Genomic DNA, 16065 nt, shown 5'->3' on the forward strand with positions numbered 1-16065 from the left:
GGTCCGAGCGGGCTAGTCCGTCCGGGAGGGGTGTTCGGGAGGCGCGTTCGGGCGCACGGATCGGACAGGAGTGCGCCCCGTGACCCGGCCGGGTCACGGGGCGGCGACGCGGGTGTGCCGGCTCAGGCGGGCGCCGGCGAACCCAGGAGGGGCGGCGGCGCGAGGCGTGTGCTGATCACGGGCAGGAGATCGGACACCTGGTACGGGCGGTGGGCCGCGATCCCCGGGGGTGCGGGGGCCAGGGGCACCATCAGATCGGCGGCGGCCGGGGTGTCGGCGGCGCCGTCCGTCTCGGGGCCGGAGTGCAGCCAGAGGGTCAGCATGTAGAGCTCCGGCACGGAGAGCAGCCTCGGCTCGTACGTGACGGGCAGGGCCTCGGCCTGGAGCAAGGCCCGCTCCGTGGAGGAGACGTACGGGCCTTCGAAGAAGTGGGAGAAGGCCCAGCCGTCGGGGGTGAGCATGGTGTCCGCGGCGGCGATCGCCCGGTCCCCGCTCCGGATCAGGAAGCGCCAGCCGGCGAGCCGGATGCGGGGGGCGAGCCCCGGTGCTCCGGCGACGTCGAGGACGTGCACGGGCAGGGCGTGTTCGGGGCTCAGCGGTCCCTGTGCGGCCCGCAGTGCGGGAGTTCGCGGCTCGCGGACGGCGGTCGGTGAACCGAGGGCCGCGAGGACACTGCGGAGGGCCGGCGCGGGGGCCGAAGAGGGTCGGAGCATGGTGGGTCGCCTCTCACTCAGGAGACACGGTGGAGCGGGGCAGGTTACGACGGCGCTGTCGGCGGCGGGGCCGGAGGAGGGCCATGGGGCCATGGCCGGGCGCCAACACTCTGCCTCGTCCGCGGAGTTTATACGACACGTGTTCACACAGTGTTTCCGCTAGACGTCGCGGATATTCCTGACAAGGCGTCATCAGGCCGTAATCGCCGGGAGTTGAAGCGGAATCACGAGGACGATACCGCTCCCACCTGGGTATTCCCCGCGAAGGCGGACGGCCGAATTCCGACCCGGGGTCTCCGGAAAATACGACATTGGTATATGTCGCGTGTTCCTTGCCTTCGGGATGTGCCGGTGGAGTGCTTGGTCCAGCCTATCCTCCGACAGGCCGGTTCCGCAGGCGTTGTGGATCAGCGGGGTGGGCATCATCGTCCGTGACGCGCGGCCGTCGTGACGGCTGCCCAATCGGGGAGGGACGCTTCGATGGGGGAGAAGGTCGTGGCCGACGGGTTCGGCCCGTCCGACCGGCAGCAGTACCGGAGAAAGCTCCAGCAGTGTCTCGCGGGGCTCGCGCGACTCCTCGCGGAGAAGAGGTTCGACCGGCCGCGCAATCTCATGGGCGTGGAGATCGAACTCAATCTCGCCGGCGCCGACGGGCTGCCCAGGATGCTCAACGGACCGGTTCTCGAAAAGATCGCCAGCACCGATTTCCAGACCGAACTCGGAATGTTCAACCTCGAAGTGAACATCGCGCCCCACCAGCTCGACGGGCGCGTATTCGACCGGCTCGCGGAAGAGATCGGAACCGGCATCGGATACGCCGACCGCAAGGCGGCGGAACTCGACGCGGGCGTCGTCATGATCGGCATACTTCCCACGCTCGCCCAGCACGACCTGGTCCCCGAGAACCTCTCGGACAACGACCGCTACACCCTTCTCAACGACCAGATCCTCGCCGCCCGCGGCGAGGACTTCACCCTCGACATCCACGGCGTCGAACGCCTGCTGTGCACCTCGGAGTCGATCGTGCCCGAGGCGGCCTGCACCTCGGTGCAGCTGCACCTCCAGGTGACGCCCGCCCGCTTCGCCCCCGTGTGGAACGCCGCCCAGGCCGTGTCCGGCGTCCAGATCGCCCTAGGTGCCAACGCGCCCTTCGTCTTCGGCCGCGAGCTGTGGCGCGAGTCCCGGCCACCCCTCTTCACCCAGGCCACCGACACCCGGCCGCCCGAGCTGCAGTCGCAGGGGGTACGGCCCCGCACCTGGTTCGGGGAGCGGTGGGTGGACTCGGTGTACGACCTCTTCGAGGAGAACGTCCGCTACTTCCCCGCCCTGCTGCCGCTCTGCGACGAGGAGGACCCGCTGCTCGTCCTCGACCGGGGCGGGGTGCCGCGCCTCCAGGAGCTGGTCCTGCACAACGGCACCGTCTACCGCTGGAACAGGCCCGTGTACGGCTGGGTCGACGGGGTCCCGCACCTGCGCGTCGAGAACCGGGTGCTGCCGGCGGGCCCCACCGTCACCGACGTGATCGCGAACGCGGCCTTCTACTACGGACTCGTCCGCTCGCTCGCCGACGATCCCCGGCCGGTGTGGAAGCGCATGACCTTCCAGGACGCCGAGGCCAACTTCGACACCGCCTGCCGCCACGGCATCGAGGCGGAGCTGCGCTGGCCCCGCTCGGGGCGCGCCGGAGGCATCGCGACCCTCCCGGCCGTACGGCTCGTCCTCGACGAACTGCTGCCGCTCGCCGCGGCGGGGCTCGACGCCTGGCACATCGAACCGGCGGACCGCGACTTCTACCTCGGGGTGATCGAGCAGCGCTGTCTGCGGCGGGTCAACGGCGCCTCGTGGCAGGCCGACACCTTCCACCGGGCCCTGGAGTCGGGCCTCGACCGGGAGGCCGCCCTCGCGGCGACCACCCGGCGCTACCGGACGCTCATGCTCGCGGGCGAGCCGGTCCACACCTGGCCGCTGGGGATCGACTGACCCCGGACCCGTCGGGAGCATGGGTGATCATGTCAAGGTGGTCCCGGACGGCCGGGGCCACCGGAACGGCGTGTGCCCCCGTGACGGGAAGTGGAGACAGGTGTGGTGTCGGAGCAACGACTGAGGGACGCTTCCCCGCCCCCCGAGGGCCTGCCGCGCCGCGTGCTGCGCTCCGAGACGCTCATCGTCCTCGCGCTCTCGCTCGGGGCGAGCGGGGTGTCCGCGCTCATCAGCTTCGTCGGCTCGCTGACCAAGCCGGGGCCCCTGAAGGACCAGGCGGCGAAGCTCAACGGCTCGTACGCCCCCGGGCGGCCCTGGCTCGACCTGTCCTGGCAGCTCTTCGACATCGCCACGGCGCTCGTGCCGGTCGTGCTCGTCGCCCACCTGCTGATGCGGGAAGGCGCAGGGGTACGGGGACTGCGGGCCATCGGCTTCGACCGGACCCGGCCGTGGACCGACCTCGGGCGCGGGGCGCTGGTCGCGGCCGGGATCGGGAGCGCGGGCCTCGCCTTCTACCTGGCGGCGCGGGCGTCCGGGGCCAACCTGACGGTGGTGCCCGAGTCGCTGCCCGACGTGTGGTGGAAGTACCCGGTGCTCATCCTCTCGGCGGTGCAGAACTCCGTCCTGGAGGAGGTCGTCGTCGTCGGCTATCTGCTGCGCAGACTGGGCCAGTTGGGGTGGACGCCGATGGCCGCGCTGGTGGCGAGCTCGGTGCTGCGCGGCTCGTACCACCTCTACCAGGGGGTCGGCGGCTTCGTCGGCAACATGGTGATGGGCGTGGTCTTCGTGCTGCTGTACCGCCGCTGGGGGCGGGTCGGGCCGCTGGTCGTGGCGCACGCGCTGCTCGACATCGTGGCCTTCGTCGGGTACGGGCTGCTCGCCGGGAAGGTGGACTGGCTGCCGACCGCGTGACGGGAGGCGGAAGAGGGGGTGCGCGGCCCGTGCCGCGCGCCCCCTCTCGTACGTCAGGCCCGCAGGTCGCCCTCGATGACCGTGACGGCGTGGCCGTTCAGGAGGGTGCGCTCGCCGTTCAGCCGGGTGCGGACGAGGCCCGTGCGGGCGCCGCCCTGGAAGCCGGTGAGCTCCTCGCGGCCGAACCTGGCCGACCAGTACGGGGCGAGCGCGGTGTGCGCGCTGCCCGTCACCGGGTCCTCGTCGATGCCGACGGCGGGGAAGAAGCCGCGCGAGACGAAGTCGTAGCCGTCGTGCGGGCGTTCGGCGGCGGCGGTGGCGATGACACCGCGCGAGGACAGCACCTTCAGGGCGGCGAAGTCCGGCGTGAGCGAGCGGACGGCGGCCTCGTCGCGCAGCTCGACGACGAGGTCGCCGATGTGGTCGGCCGTGTCGTGGACGGCGACGATCTCGGCGCCGAGCGCCTTCTCCAGGCCCTCGGGGACGGGGAGCGGGGTGAGGGAGGAGGTCGGGAAGTCCATCGTGATCGTGCCGTCGGCCTCGGCCGTGGTGATCAGGACGCCGCAGCGGGCGGCGAAGCGGACGGTGCCGCTCGCGGTGCCGGTGGTGTGCAGGACGTGTGCCGTGGCCAGGGTGGCGTGGCCGCACATGTCGACCTCGGTGGTCGGGGTGAACCAGCGCAGGGCCCAGTCCGCATCGCCGCCGGCGGGCAGCGGGTGGGCGAAGGCCGTCTCGGAGAGGTTGACCTCGGCGGCGACCTTCTGGAGCCAGGCGTCGTCGGGGAAGGAGTCGAGGAGCAGGACGCCGGCCGGGTTGCCGGAGAAGGGCCGGTCGGTGAAGGCGTCGACGATTCGGATGCGCATGGCACCGACCGTACCGGGGGCGGAAAACCGCGGACCAAGGCCAATCAGGGAGAACTGGACCGGTCCCTCCGCGCGTCGTCCCGGGAGGGGCGTGGGGACGAGCGGGCCGGGGGGCTTCGATGATGTTCGGGTACGGGGACGAGTGGTGGATGCCGCCGTTCTACCCGGTGCTGTTGTGGGTGCCGTTCGGGCCCTTCCTCATGGCCGCGACGGGAGTGTGGTGCGCCAGGCGGCCCGGCCCGTGGCCGTGGCTGTGGACGGTGCTGCTGCCCCTGGTGCCGGTGGGGGTCTCCGCGACCGCCATGCTCCTGCCACGGGGACAGTCGCCCCGGACCGACGACCTCGTCGGCTACCTCCTCGTGTACGTCCTCGGCATCACGGTCCTGCCGTGGGTGCTGGGGTACGGGATCACCCGGCTGGTGCGCGCCGTCCGGGCCCGCCGGGGCGGTGCGCACGGCTGAGGGAGGGCCGGTTCCTCCCGCAGCGTCCGGACTCCGGGAGGGGCCGACGCGTCGACACGGCGTCGCTCCTGCCGGCCGGCCTCATCCGCGCGCGCGGAGGTACGCCTCCAGTGCGGCGGCGCCGGCCAGCATCGCGCGCCCGCGGGCCGACAGCCGGCGGTGCCAGTCGTCGAGCGCGGCCTCCAGCGGCTCGACGCCCCCGGCCGACCGCACCTGCTCGATCAGTGGGGCGATCTGCTCCAACAGGTAGCCGCCCCGCCTGAGTTGGTGGGTCATCCGGGCGTCCCGCACGGCGGCCCCGTCGTAGACGCGGTAGCCGGTCCGGGGGTCGCGGTGCGGGCGCACGAGCCCGGCCCGCTCCCACTTGCGGAGCGTCGCGGGGCGGATGCCGAGCTGCCGGGCCAGCGGTCCGACGAACGTGCCGCCGGGGTCGGACGCCGCGGGTGCCGCGGTGGGGTCCAGATCGCGCAGGGCGTCCTCCACGGCCCGGAGGGTCCGGCGGTCGTCGAGGAGCTGGGCGTGGCTCTCGTCGATCAGGCGGAACGCCTCGTCGGCCGCGCCCCGGTTGACGGCCCGCATGATCGCCGTCGCCGTCGGATGCCCGTGGCCGGGCAGCAGGGCCAGGAACGCGCGCAGGGCGTCGGCGTGCAGCGGCGTGTAGGCGCGGTAGCCGGAAGGGGTGCGGTCGGCGGCAGGGAGGACGCCGGCCTCCTCGTAGTTCCTGACCGCCTGCGTGGACAGACCGTGCGCACGGGCCAGGTCGATCGGCCTCAGCCGACCACCGGTTTGAAGGTTCTTCCCCATGAAGCCGACGATATCGCGGGCTGATCGCGGCAGAGTCTCCACAGAAGCTTCAACGATAGCGTTGAAGGCATGGCGACTGACATCAAGGACAACGCCCGTACCGTCGACGCTGCCGCCCTCATGGAGCTGCTCCCGGCCCGGCCCCGGCTGCTCGCCCTGGGTGAGCCCACCCACGGCGAGGACGCCCTGCTCGACCTGCGCAACGAGCTCTTCCGGCAGCTCGTCGAAGAGGAGGGCTACCGGACGATCGCGCTCGAGACCGACTGCCTGAACGGCCTGGCCGTGGACGACCACGTCACGTCGGGCACCGGCACCCTCGACGAGGTCATGGAGAACGGATTCAGCCACGACTGGGGCGCCTCCGCCGCCAACCGCGAGCTCGTGCGCTGGATGCGCGCCCACAACGAGGGCCGCCCCGCCTCCGAGCAGGTCCGCTTCGCCGGATTCGACGGTCCGCTGGAGATCGCCGCCGCCGCGAGCCCCCGGCGGGCCCTCACCGCACTCCACGGATACCTCGCGGCCCGGGTGGAAGCGGACCTCCTTCCCTGCGGCGCGGACCTGCTCGACGAGCTGACCGGCTCCGACGACCGGTGGACCGAGCCCGCCGCGATGCGGGAGCCGGCCCGCTCCGTGGGGCGGTCGGCCGAGGCCGGCCGGCTGCGGCTGCTCGCCGACGAGCTGGTGGAGCTGCTCGACGAGCAGCGGCCGCACCTGATCGCGGCGAGTTCGGCGGACGAATGGGAGCGGGCCTGCCTGTACGGACGCACGGCGCTCGGCCTGCTGCGCTACCACCACTGGATGGCCGACACCTCGCCGGCCCGCCTGGCCCGGCTGGCGGGCGTGCGGGACCGGATGATGTCCCGGAACCTCCTCGCGCTCGCCGACCGGGGCCCGGTGTTCGTCTACACCCACAACGCCCACCTCCAGCGGGAGAAGAGCTCGATGCGGATGGGCGGGCGGCGGCTGGAGTGGTGGAGCGCCGGCGCGCTGGTCGACGCCGAGCTCGGCGAGGAGTACGCCTTCGTGGCCACGGCCCTCGGCACGATCCGGCACCGGGGGGTGGACGTGCCGCCGGCGGACACCGTGGAAGGGCTGCTGTACGCGCTCCCGGAGGAGCGCTGCGTCCTGGACGCCCGGCGACTGGACGCCGCCCTCGGCGACGGGCGGCCCGCGCCGCGCGTGTCCCCCTGGTTCGGCTACGCCCCGCTCGATCCGGCGCATCTGGCGACCTGCGACGGCCTGGTGTTCGTCAGGGACGTTCCGCAGCGGTGATCCCCCTCTTTCCGTGACCGATCCGTCGGTTCTTGCTCGCCGAACAGTTCCGATATATCGTTGAGGCATCGCGACAGTTCGACGATGGAATCTCGATGGAAGGAGCGTTGCGATGCGTTCACATGGACACGAGTACGGAAACGGACACGGTCGTGGAGGCTGCGGCCCCGGGCCTCGGGGGGACTTCGAGGGGCGGCGTGCCGCGTTCGGGCCGTTCGGGCCCGGCTTCGGCGGGGGACCCTTCGGCGGTCCCTTCGGCGGACGGGGCCGTGGCGGCGGACGGGGACGGGCGCGGCGCGGTGACGTGCGCGCCTCGATCCTGGCGCTCTTGAAGGACCGTCCGATGCACGGCTACGAGATGATCCGGGAGATCGGCGAGCGCAGCGACGGGGCGTGGAAGCCCAGTCCGGGCTCGGTCTACCCGACTCTCCAGCTGCTGGAGGACGAGGGGCTGATCACCAGCGCGACCGAGGGCGGCAAGAAGCTGTTCACGCTCACCGACACCGGGCGCGCCGAGGCCGAAGAGGGCCCCGAGGCGCCGTGGGAAGAGGCCGGGCGCGGCGTCGACTGGGAGGCCGTGAACGAGATCCGGCAGGCCGGCTTCGGCCTGATGGAGGCCTTCGGGCAGGTCTGGAAGACCGGCAGCGCCGAGCAGCGGCAGAAGGCGGTCGCCGTGATCAACGAGGCGCGCAAGAAGCTGTACCTGATCCTCGCCGACGAGCACTGAGTCTCTCCTCGCCTGCGAGCGCCGAGTCCGGCGTGCGCCACCGGAAGGGCCCCGCGACAGCCGTCGCGGGGCCCTTCCGCCGTTCCGCGCGCGGGCTCAGGCCACCAGGCCCGAGAGCTTGCGCAGGGACTCGGTCAGGGCCGCCGTCGCGGAGTCCTTGAGCTTGCCCGCCATCAGGGAGGCCGCCGCGCCGGTGAACTCGCCGTCGATCCGCACCGTCGTGGCGTCCCCCTCCGCCGCCAGCGAGTAGCGGGTGGCGACGACGACCCCCATCGGGCCCTTGCCCCTGATGGCGAACGCCCGCTCGGACTCCAGCTCCTCGACCGTCCACAGGACCTCGGCGGGGAAGCCCATCAGCTTCATGTTCTCCGTGAAGGTCGCGCCCGCCTCCAGGGCGGCCGGCCCGCCGTTCGGGAAGCTGGTGTGAGTGGCGTTCCACTCGCCGTACGAGGAGAAGTCCGTGAGCCGCTCCCAGACCTTCCCGGCCGGAGCCTCGATCCGTGCCTCCGCGCTGACTTCGGCCATGAGACCACCCCTTCACGCGTGCCCACTGGGTTCGGTGTCGCGGAACGTAGCGGGGCGGCCGTGAACATTCAATACTGATGAACCGTCAGTTCTGCGGCCGTCGGCCCCCTGCCGCCGCCGACCCACCGGATCTCCGCCGCGTCGAAGCTGTCGGAGGCCCGGGGCGCCCCGTCCTCCTCGTGGCGGTGGAAGGCCGCCCAGAACAGATCGGCCGGCAGCGCCTCCCGGGGTGCGTACACCCGGTACACGTACTGCCGCCCGTCACGCGCGAGCAGGCCCACCATCCAGAACACGACCGGAGGACGCGCGGAAGAGGGTCCGTGGTTGCGAGAGGGGCGCGAAGCAAGGCGGCGCACGCCTCTCGGGGGCAACGCGCGCGATCTCATCCGCAAGGAGGAGGAACCGTGCGCCCGTGCCCAACTCCGGTGGGATGCGGACATGCTTCTCCCCGGTGATGCTCCGGCCGTTCCGGCCTGATGAGGTGGGAGGGTGCACCATCCCGTCCCGCGCCCCCAGCCGCTCCCGCCGTCCGTCGCCCCGAGCGCGGAGCACGCGCCCTTCACGTCGCCCTCGCTCGCGGCGGTCGCGCCCTTCCTGACGCCCTCGCTCGCCACGGTCGTGTCGGGCGCGCGGCGCAGGGCGCTCCGGGACGGTGACCGTCAGATCGACACCGCCCACCTCCTGCACTCGCTCGTCGAGTCCGACCCCGAGGTCGGCGCCGCCTTCGAGAGCGGCCATCAGCTCGCCCGCGTCCTCGGCTATCTCGTCCAGCGCTCCATCGGCTACGGCCTGCGCTGGCAGCGGGCGGAGGAGGGGGCGGCGGCCCGGCGTCTGCTGCCCGCCGCGCGCGGGGCGGAGTCCCCGGGCGCCCGCCCCTCCCCGTGGTCCCCGGCCGCGGCCGCCGCCCTGGAAAGGGCCTTCCGGCGGGCCGCCGAGCGCGGCGAGCCGCAGGCCCGCGGGGTCGATCTGCTCGTGGCCCTCACCGCCGACCCCGAGAGCCGCGCCGTGGAGGTGCTGCGTCGCGCGGGGGTCGATCCGACCGCACCGGCCGCCCGGATCGCCGCTTCGGAAGAGGAGCCGTCTCAACAGGTGTAACGGGGGTTACGCCCCTGACGGCGTCCTGTCATGATGGCCCGATGCACGCGTCTCAGGGGAGAAGCGCCGGCCTGGGACTCGCCCTGGCCTCGGCCTTCGCATTCGGTGGTTCAGGAGTGGCGGCCAAGCCGCTCATCGAGGCGGGACTCGACCCGCTCCACGTCGTGTGGCTCCGGGTCGCCGGCGCCGCGCTCGTCATGCTGCCCGTGGCCTGGCGCCACCGGGACCTCCTGCGCCGCAAACCCGTCCTCCTCGTGGGCTTCGGCCTGCTCGCCGTCGCCGGGGTCCAGGCCTTCTACTTCGCCTCGATATCCCGCATCCCCGTCGGCGTCGCCCTGCTCATCGAGTACCTCGCCCCCGCCCTCGTCCTCGGCTGGGTCCGCTTCGTCCAGCGCCGGCCCGTCACCCGCGCCGCCGCCCTCGGCGTCGTCCTCGCCGCCGGCGGCCTCGCGTGCGTCGTGCAGGTCTGGTCCGGGCTGAGCTTCGACCTCGTCGGACTGCTCCTGGCCCTCGCCGCCGCCTGCTGCCAGGTCGGGTACTTCGTCCTCTCCGACCAGGGCGCCGACGAGGCCGAGCAGGCCGAGCGGGCCGATCCGGTCGGTGTCATCGCGTACGGACTGCTCGTCGGCGCGCTCGTCCTCACGGTCGTGGCCCGGCCCTGGGGCATGGACTGGAGCGTCCTCGCCGGGCGGGCCGACATGGACGGGACGAGCGTGCCCGCGTGGCTGCTGCTCGGCTGGATCGTGCTGATCGCCACCGTCCTCGCGTACGTCACCGGCGTCATCTCGGTGCGCAGGCTCTCCCCGCAGGTGGCGGGCGTCGTGGCCTGTCTGGAGGCGGTCATCGCGACCGTCCTGGCCTGGATCCTGCTCGGCGAGCACCTGGACGCGCCGCAGATCGCCGGCGGCGCGGTCGTCCTGGTCGGGGCCTTCATCGCCCAGTCCTCGACACCGAAGGCGCCGGCGCCGGAGCCGGTCGCCGGATCGGGGCACGGGGCCGATTCCGGATCGGTGTCCGGTTCCGGTGCCGCGTCCGGTTCCGAGGGTGAATCCGGGCCCGAGGGCGGTTCCGATTCCGGTTCCGGTTCGGCGGAGGCCGGGCGGGACGCGCGGTTGTCGGCCGGGCGCACCGCCCCGTAAGGTGCCGATCATGCATTCGACCGTGCTTCCGCCTCCCGCCGCCTAGCGCGCGGGGCGACCCTCCCTCGACGAAGACCGGGCCCGGGCGGGCGACTCCTCGCCGCCGGGCGGTTCGTCGCTGCCCCCGCGCGGAGCCCAGCGACCACCCTCCCCTCCTGTCTTCCACGGAGAACCCACGTGTCGAACTCCTCGGGATCCGCCCTGTCCGTCGGGCGGAGCCTCCTCTATCTGATCGTCGCCGGCATCGCCTGGGGCACGGCCGGCGCCGCCGCCTCGCTGATCTTCCGCGTCAGCGACATGGGCCCGCTGGCCCTCTCCTTCTGGCGCTGCGTCGGCGGGCTCGCCCTGCTCCTGGGCGCGCTGGCCCTGCGGCCCCGGCGCTCCGCCGCCCGCGCGGACACCGAGCCGCGCGGCCGGCGGACGGCCCGCATCCTCGGTACGGGCATCGGCCTCACCGTCTTCCAGAGCGCCTACTTCGCCGCCGTCGAGGCGACCGGCCTCGCGGTCGGCACCGTCGTCACCCTGGGCGCGGGGCCCGTCCTCATCGCGATCGGCGCCCGGCTCGCCATGGGGGAGCGCCTCGGCCGCGGCGGGATCGCCGCCGTCGCCGGAGCGCTCGCCGGGCTCTTCGTCCTCGTCCTGGGCGGCGGAGCCGCGGAGGTGCGGCCGCTGGGCGTCGTCCTCGCGGTGGTCTCGGCGGCCGGATACGCGGCGATCACCCTGCTCACCCGGTGGCTCGGCCGTGACGGCGGCGGTACGGACGCCCTGGCGACGACCACCTGGGCCTTCGCGATCGGGGCGGCCGGGCTGCTGCCCGCCGCGCTCGCGGAGGGGCTCGTCCCGCACACCGACGCACCGGTGAGCGTGGTGCTGCTGCTGGTGTACGTGGCGGCGGTGCCGACCGCGCTCGCCTACGCGCTGTACTTCGCCGGGGCGGCCGTCGTCCGGGCCGCCACCGTCTCCGTGATCATGCTCCTGGAGCCGGTGAGCGCCGCCCTGATCGCGGTCTCGCTGCTCGGCGAGCGGCTCACCGCCGCGATCGTGCTCGGCACCCTGCTGCTGCTCGCCGCCGTGACGGGCCTCGCCCTCGCGGAGGCGCGGACGGCGGCGGCGCGCAGGCGGGAGCCGGTGGCGGTGTAGACGGCCGGGGGTGGGGGCCGTCACGGCCCCCACCCCTCTCCGTCACGCGCTCGCGCGGCGGCGCCGCTGGTGGGCCCGGGCGTCCAGGTCGCCGGGGCCCGCCCGCTCGGCGAGCCGCTCCGAGACCCGGTCCTGGACCTCCTGCGGCTTGTTGCCCGCGTACTTGAACTTCGCCCGTACGTCGGTCACCTCCAGGCTCAGCACCCGGATCCCCGGCAGCAGCCGGCCGAACGGGGCCTCGCCCGGGGCGACGGCCGCCGTGCCGCCCTCCGGCTGGAAGTGGGCCACCTGGCGGTTGAGGAGCGCGGCCTTCTCCGCCGGATCGTCGACCACGCGCGCGGTGCAGCGGAGCTGGACGGCCGCGTAGTACGAGGTCGGGGTGCCGTGCTCGGACGGGGCGCCCTCGGGGGCCGTCCAGTGGCCCGGTACGTAGACGTAGTCGTCGACCACGCTCAGGAGCACCGTCGGGTTCGCCTCCAGGGCGCGCCAGAGGGGGTTGGGCCGGGCCAGGTGGGCCAGGGCCCTGCCGTACGGGCCGGGCTCGGCGTCGTACCGGAAGTGCAGGGGCTGCACCCACGGTGGCTCGCCGTCCAGGCCGTTGACGGCGAGCTGGCCGAAGTCGTGCCGGGAGAGCCAGTCGCGCCACTCGCCCTCGTCGTGGGCGGCGTCCCAGGGGTGGATCAGCATGGTCGGTCCGTCCTTCCTCGATCGGAGTGCGGCTCAGAGCGCGGCGAGGTAGCCGGGCAGGGCGACGGACGGGTCGAGGTCCTCCGACGGGACCGGAGTGCCGTAACCGCCCCGTACGGGGACCACGCCCGACCAGTACGGGAGGCCGAGGTCCTCGGGGTCGTCGTTGGGTCCGCCGGTCCGGACCTTCGCGGAGACCTCGTCCAGGTCGAGCCGGATCACGGCGGTCGCGGCGAGTTCCTTGGCGTTCCCGGGGCGCGAGTCGGCGGAGCGGCCGGGGACGACGTGGTCGACGAGGGCGTCGAGGGCGGTCCGCAGCTCCTCGGGGTCCGTGACCTGGTGGGCGGTGCCGTGGACGACGACCGAGCGGTAGTTGAGCGAGTGGTGGAACGCGGAGCGGGCGAGCACGAGGCCGTCGACGTGCGTCACGGTCAGGCAGACGGGCAGGCCGGGGGAGGCCACGCCGTCGCCGGCCGCGCGCAGCGGCCGCGAGCCGGTGGAGCCGTGGACGTAGAGGCGCTCGCCGACCCGGCCGAAGAGCGTCGGGAGGACCACCGGTGCGCCGTCGCGGACGAAGCCGAGGTGGCAGACGTAGGCCTCGTCGAGTATCGAGTGGACGAGGTCCTTGTCGTAGGAGGCGCGGTGGCGGGAGCGGGTGGGCACGGTCCGGTCGGTCGCCTCGTACGTCTCCGTCGTCTCCGTGGTGGTGCTCATTGCCGTCTCCATTGCACTAGTGCATAATCATGTTTGTGCTAGGAGAGTATCGGATCGAAGGCCGCCGCGCATCGGACATCGCCGCCAGCGTCGAGCGGGGAGTGGGCGCGGGCGCGCTCCAGCCCGGCCAACCGCTTCCGCCCATGCGGGAATTGGCGACCACCCTCGGCGTGAACCCCAACACCGTCGCCGCCGCCTACCGCACCCTGCGCGAGCGCGGGGTCATCGAGACGGACGGCCGGCGTGGCAGCCGGGTGCGGCCGCGTCCCGCCACGACCGCGCGCGGCTCGATCCGCGTCGAGGCGCCCGCGGGGGCCCGGGACGTCAGCAGCGGTAGCCCCGACCCCGCCCTGCTCCCGTCCCTCGGCGAGGCCTTCGCCGAGGTCGCCCGGCGGTACGCCGAGCGGCCCGGCGTGTACGGAGAGGCCCCCGTCGACGAGGAGTTCGGGCGCCTGGCGCGCGCCGCCTTCGACGCGGACGGGGTGGCCGCCGGACCCGTCGGCGTCGCCTCGGGCTCCCTCGACGCCATCGAGCGGGTGCTCGCCGCGCGCCTCAGGCCCGGTGACGCCGTCGCCGTCGAGGACCCGGGCTGGGGCAGCCTCCTCGACCTGGTGCCCGCGCTCGGACTGCGCCCGGTGCCGGTCGCCGTGGACGACGACGGACCCCTCCCGGAGGCCGTCGAGCGCGCGGTCCGGCAGGGCGGGGCGCGGGCCGTGATCGTCACCGACCGCGCGCAGAACCCCACCGGCGCCTGCGTCACCGAGGAGCGTGCCCGGGAGCTGCGCCGGGTCCTCGGCGCGCACCCCGGCGTGCTCCTCGTCGAGGACGACCACGGGCACGGCATCGTCGCGCAGCCCCTCCATCCGCTGGCCGGCGTCACCGACCACTGGGTGCTCGTCCGCTCGGTCGCCAAGGCGTACGGGCCCGACCTGCGGATCGCCGCCTTCACCGGCGACGCCGAGACCGTCGACCGGGTGCTCGGGCGGCAGCGTCTCGGCCCCGGCTGGGTCAGCAGGCTCCTCCAGCAGGCCGTCGCGCACCTCTGGGCCGCGGGCGCGGTGGATCCGGCCGTCGTCGCGCGCGCGTACGGGAAGCGGCGCGACGGGCTCGTGCGGGCCCTGGCGCGGCGCGGCGTCGAGGCGCACGGACGGAGCGGCATGAACGTCTGGGTGCCGGTCCCCGACGAGACCGGCGCGGTCGCCCGGCTCCTCGCCGCGGGGTGGGCCGTCGCACCGGGCGCGCGCTTCCGGATGGACGCGGGGCCGGCCGTCCGGCTCACCGTCTCCGGGCTCGCGGCCGCGGAGGTCGAGGCGCTGGCGGACGCCGTGGCGGGGGCGGTGCGGCCGGCGCCGGCACGGAGCTACGGGTAGGGCGTCCTGCCGGTGGCGGGTGCGTGTCGGCCCATCCGGCCTGCGGCACAAGGCCGTTCCTCGCGCAAGTGACGTTTCTCCGGTGAATGCGCTAGCCCTGGAGAGTGAGTAAAGCGCTCGTCCGCGGAGGTTCAGCGACACCTCAGGAAATCATCAGGTTTTGGTAAAGCTCCGTCGTGTTGCGGCGGTTCTGCACCTTCCCCGTGTTTCCCGAGATGACCAGGAGTCAGACCTTGAGCTACGGAAACAAGTTGCGCGAGGCCGTCGCGGCGCCGGGCACGACCCCGCTGATCGGCGTGTACGACATGTACTCGGCCTCCGTCGCCGCCGACCACTACGACGGGATGTTCGTCTCCGGGTTCGGCTTCGCCGCCTCGTACTACGGGCTGCCGGACATCGGCTTCATCGCCTGGCCGGACATGGTGGCGTTCGTGCAGCGGCTGCGCGGCGCGTTCCCCCGCCACCACCTGCTCGTGGACATCGACGACGGCTACGTCGACCCCGAGGTGGCCTGCCACGTGGTGGAGGGCCTGGAGCGCATCGGCGCCTCGGGCGTGATCCTGGAGGACCAGAAGCGGCCCCGCCGGTGCGGCCACGCGGACGGCAAGCAGGTGCTGCCGCTCGAGGAGTACCTGGCCAAGCTGGAGATGGTCCTGGCCACCCGCCGGGACATGGTCGTGGTGGCCCGCACCGACGCCACCGACGAGGCGGACATCCTCCGGCGGGCCAAGTGCCTGGCCGCCACCGACGCCGACGTGGTGCTCGTCGACGGCGTGCGGAGCGTGGAGTGGATCCACCGGATCCGTGAGGTGGTCGACGGCAAGCCGCTGCTCTTCAACCAGATCGCCGGGGGCAAGTCCCCGCGGCTCTCGCTCACCGAGCTCTCCGACCTCGGCGTGGACGTGGCGATCTACAGCACGCCCTGTCTCTTCGCGGCGCACGAGGCGATGGACTCGGCACTCTCCGAGCTGAAGCGGGACGACGGCCGACTGCCTTCCTTCGACCCCGAGTCCGGCGTGGGCGTCGCCGCCTCGACCCGCCTCCTGGAGCGCAACATCACCCGTCACCGCGCGGTGCCCGAGCGGGTCGGCGCGTGACCCCCGTGATCCCCGGACGGCGGGGGGAGGGGACGCCCGGGTCCGCTCCGAGGGCGGCCGGCGGCCCGCTCGGGACCCCGCTGAAGACGCTCGGTCTGGCCGTCGCCCTGCTGGCGGCGGGCGCCGCCCCGGCCGTGGCCGGAGGCAGTCTGCTCACCGTCATCGACAACTCGCACGCCGACTCCGTCGTGGAGATCGACCGGGCGGCCAACGTCCAGTACGGCAGCAGCGGCACGGCGGGCAGTGACCACGACGGCAGCGCCGTCGACGCCCTGGAGGCCCTGTTCGCCGGTGCCCGCAAGGACACCGGCTGACGCCTCGGGACGAACGGAACGGCCGGACACCGCCCTCGTGGTGTCCGGCCGTTCCCACGCCCCGCTGTCGTGTGCGGTCAGCCCTCCAGGAGGTCGGGGAGGCCCGGCTCGTCGAACTCGACCGGCTCCGGCCCGTCCGTCGGGGCGACGGCGGTGACCGCGCCCGCGGCGGCGGACGCGGGGGCGGAGAGGGCGCCCGCGGCGTGGGCCGCGCCGGCGGAGCCGAGGAGGGCGCCGGTCACGGCGAGGCCC

At 73.6% G+C, this 16065-nt stretch carries 19 protein-coding genes; 11 read left to right on the top strand and 8 right to left on the bottom strand.

Annotated elements, in window-relative coordinates:
- Nucleotides 1-122: 122 nt before the first annotated feature.
- The gene (locus ACIGW4_RS05700; RefSeq protein ID WP_123458815.1) at nt 123-713 is read right to left on the bottom strand and encodes a hypothetical protein; all 591 of its coding nucleotides are present in this window, start codon (nt 711-713) and stop codon (nt 123-125) included.
- 480 nt (nt 714-1193) lie between these two features.
- Here ACIGW4_RS05700 and ACIGW4_RS05705 point away from each other — a divergent pair, with 480 nt between their 5' ends.
- Complete coding sequence (locus tag ACIGW4_RS05705) at nt 1194-2693, top strand: glutamate--cysteine ligase (RefSeq protein WP_399578701.1); 1500 nt, start codon at nt 1194-1196, stop codon at nt 2691-2693.
- Nucleotides 2694-2813: 120 nt separating this feature from the next.
- Nucleotides 2814-3605 (top strand): CPBP family intramembrane glutamic endopeptidase, encoded by a 792-nt coding sequence (locus ACIGW4_RS05710; protein WP_123458969.1) that lies wholly within the window; start codon nt 2814-2816, stop codon nt 3603-3605.
- A 53-nt stretch (nt 3606-3658) separates the two neighbouring features.
- On the opposite strand, the gene ACIGW4_RS05715 is transcribed toward ACIGW4_RS05710, so the two are convergent.
- Nucleotides 3659-4468 carry a PhzF family phenazine biosynthesis protein gene (locus ACIGW4_RS05715; protein ID WP_359591591.1) on the bottom strand — a complete coding sequence of 270 codons (810 nt, stop codon included), beginning with the start codon at nt 4466-4468 and terminating at the stop codon, nt 3659-3661.
- A 119-nt stretch (nt 4469-4587) separates the two neighbouring features.
- On the opposite strand from ACIGW4_RS05715, the gene ACIGW4_RS05720 reads away from it, so the two are divergent.
- Nucleotides 4588-4929 (top strand): hypothetical protein, encoded by a 342-nt coding sequence (locus tag ACIGW4_RS05720; protein ID WP_399578703.1) that lies wholly within the window; start codon nt 4588-4590, stop codon nt 4927-4929.
- Nucleotides 4930-5010: 81 nt separating this feature from the next.
- Here ACIGW4_RS05720 and ACIGW4_RS05725 read toward each other — a convergent pair whose 3' ends face one another.
- A complete protein-coding gene (locus ACIGW4_RS05725) occupies nt 5011-5733 on the bottom strand; it encodes a TioE family transcriptional regulator (RefSeq protein ID WP_399578705.1) in 723 nt (240 codons plus the stop codon).
- 69 nt (nt 5734-5802) lie between these two features.
- On the opposite strand from ACIGW4_RS05725, the gene ACIGW4_RS05730 reads away from it, so the two are divergent.
- Both ACIGW4_RS05730 and ACIGW4_RS05735 read left to right on the top strand, forming a co-directional pair.
- Entirely contained in the window at nt 5803-7005 is a 1203-nt protein-coding gene (locus ACIGW4_RS05730) for an erythromycin esterase family protein (protein ID WP_399578708.1), read from the top strand.
- A 112-nt stretch (nt 7006-7117) separates the two neighbouring features.
- A complete protein-coding gene (locus tag ACIGW4_RS05735; protein ID WP_123458809.1) occupies nt 7118-7732 on the top strand; it encodes a PadR family transcriptional regulator in 615 nt (204 codons plus the stop codon).
- A 96-nt stretch (nt 7733-7828) separates the two neighbouring features.
- Here the strand turns inward: ACIGW4_RS05735 and ACIGW4_RS05740 are convergent, their stop codons facing one another.
- Nucleotides 7829-8257: an SRPBCC family protein gene (locus ACIGW4_RS05740; protein ID WP_399578710.1), complete on the bottom strand. Its 429-nt coding sequence runs from the start codon at nt 8255-8257 to the stop codon at nt 7829-7831.
- 68 nt (nt 8258-8325) lie between these two features.
- Complete coding sequence (locus ACIGW4_RS05745) at nt 8326-8550, bottom strand: hypothetical protein (RefSeq protein WP_123458807.1); 225 nt, start codon at nt 8548-8550, stop codon at nt 8326-8328.
- Nucleotides 8551-8746: 196 nt separating this feature from the next.
- On the opposite strand from ACIGW4_RS05745, the gene ACIGW4_RS05750 reads away from it, so the two are divergent.
- The 3 genes from ACIGW4_RS05750 (at nt 8747) to ACIGW4_RS05760 (ending at nt 11631) form a co-directional block, all read left to right on the top strand.
- Nucleotides 8747-9352 carry a Clp protease N-terminal domain-containing protein gene (locus tag ACIGW4_RS05750; RefSeq protein WP_359591598.1) on the top strand — a complete coding sequence of 202 codons (606 nt, stop codon included), beginning with the start codon at nt 8747-8749 and terminating at the stop codon, nt 9350-9352.
- A 41-nt stretch (nt 9353-9393) separates the two neighbouring features.
- Nucleotides 9394-10491 (top strand): EamA family transporter, encoded by a 1098-nt coding sequence (locus tag ACIGW4_RS05755; RefSeq protein ID WP_399578712.1) that lies wholly within the window; start codon nt 9394-9396, stop codon nt 10489-10491.
- Between the two features lie 177 nt (nt 10492-10668).
- Nucleotides 10669-11631, top strand: a complete 963-nt coding sequence (locus ACIGW4_RS05760; protein WP_399578714.1) for a DMT family transporter — start codon at nt 10669-10671, stop codon at nt 11629-11631.
- A gap of 42 nt (nt 11632-11673) precedes the next feature.
- Here the strand turns inward: ACIGW4_RS05760 and ACIGW4_RS05765 are convergent, their stop codons facing one another.
- The gene (locus ACIGW4_RS05765) at nt 11674-12318 is read right to left on the bottom strand and encodes an FMN-binding negative transcriptional regulator (protein ID WP_123458804.1); all 645 of its coding nucleotides are present in this window, start codon (nt 12316-12318) and stop codon (nt 11674-11676) included.
- A 33-nt stretch (nt 12319-12351) separates the two neighbouring features.
- On the bottom strand, nt 12352-13032 hold the full coding sequence (locus ACIGW4_RS05770; RefSeq protein WP_123458803.1) for a pyridoxamine 5'-phosphate oxidase family protein: 681 nt from the start codon (nt 13030-13032) through the stop codon (nt 12352-12354).
- Nucleotides 13033-13067: 35 nt separating this feature from the next.
- On the opposite strand from ACIGW4_RS05770, the gene ACIGW4_RS05775 reads away from it, so the two are divergent.
- The 3 genes from ACIGW4_RS05775 (at nt 13068) to ACIGW4_RS05785 (ending at nt 15813) form a co-directional block, all read left to right on the top strand.
- Nucleotides 13068-14402, top strand: a complete 1335-nt coding sequence (locus tag ACIGW4_RS05775) for an aminotransferase class I/II-fold pyridoxal phosphate-dependent enzyme (protein WP_398711052.1) — start codon at nt 13068-13070, stop codon at nt 14400-14402.
- A 233-nt stretch (nt 14403-14635) separates the two neighbouring features.
- The gene (locus ACIGW4_RS05780) at nt 14636-15499 is read left to right on the top strand and encodes an oxaloacetate decarboxylase (RefSeq protein WP_123458801.1); all 864 of its coding nucleotides are present in this window, start codon (nt 14636-14638) and stop codon (nt 15497-15499) included.
- A complete protein-coding gene (locus ACIGW4_RS05785; RefSeq protein ID WP_260174817.1) occupies nt 15496-15813 on the top strand; it encodes a hypothetical protein in 318 nt (105 codons plus the stop codon). The genes ACIGW4_RS05780 and ACIGW4_RS05785 overlap by 4 nt, the downstream gene beginning before the upstream one ends.
- A 77-nt stretch (nt 15814-15890) precedes the next feature.
- On the opposite strand, the gene ACIGW4_RS05790 is transcribed toward ACIGW4_RS05785, so the two are convergent.
- The gene (locus tag ACIGW4_RS05790; RefSeq protein ID WP_398711050.1) at nt 15891-16055 is read right to left on the bottom strand and encodes a hypothetical protein; all 165 of its coding nucleotides are present in this window, start codon (nt 16053-16055) and stop codon (nt 15891-15893) included.
- Between the last annotated feature and the right edge of the window lie 10 nt (nt 16056-16065).

It is taken from the genome of Streptomyces sp. NPDC053513 (assembly GCF_044544765.1).
Classification (GTDB): Bacteria; Actinomycetota; Actinomycetes; order Streptomycetales; family Streptomycetaceae; genus Streptomyces; species Streptomyces litmocidini.

Coding starts and splice junctions, on each gene's coding strand:
- ACIGW4_RS05700 (WP_123458815.1), bottom strand. CDS start 713: ATGCTCCGACCCTCTTCGGCCCCCGCGCCGGCCCTCCGCAGTGTCCTC.
- ACIGW4_RS05715 (WP_359591591.1), bottom strand. CDS start 4,468: ATGCGCATCCGAATCGTCGACGCCTTCACCGACCGGCCCTTCTCCGGC.
- ACIGW4_RS05720 (WP_399578703.1), top strand. CDS start 4,588: ATGATGTTCGGGTACGGGGACGAGTGGTGGATGCCGCCGTTCTACCCG.
- ACIGW4_RS05770 (WP_123458803.1), bottom strand. CDS start 13,032: ATGAGCACCACCACGGAGACGACGGAGACGTACGAGGCGACCGACCGG.
- ACIGW4_RS05735 (WP_123458809.1), top strand. CDS start 7,118: ATGCGTTCACATGGACACGAGTACGGAAACGGACACGGTCGTGGAGGC.
- ACIGW4_RS05765 (WP_123458804.1), bottom strand. CDS start 12,318: ATGCTGATCCACCCCTGGGACGCCGCCCACGACGAGGGCGAGTGGCGC.
- ACIGW4_RS05705 (WP_399578701.1), top strand. CDS start 1,194: ATGGGGGAGAAGGTCGTGGCCGACGGGTTCGGCCCGTCCGACCGGCAG.
- ACIGW4_RS05730 (WP_399578708.1), top strand. CDS start 5,803: ATGGCGACTGACATCAAGGACAACGCCCGTACCGTCGACGCTGCCGCC.
- ACIGW4_RS05755 (WP_399578712.1), top strand. CDS start 9,394: ATGCACGCGTCTCAGGGGAGAAGCGCCGGCCTGGGACTCGCCCTGGCC.
- ACIGW4_RS05740 (WP_399578710.1), bottom strand. CDS start 8,257: ATGGCCGAAGTCAGCGCGGAGGCACGGATCGAGGCTCCGGCCGGGAAG.
- ACIGW4_RS05725 (WP_399578705.1), bottom strand. CDS start 5,733: ATGGGGAAGAACCTTCAAACCGGTGGTCGGCTGAGGCCGATCGACCTG.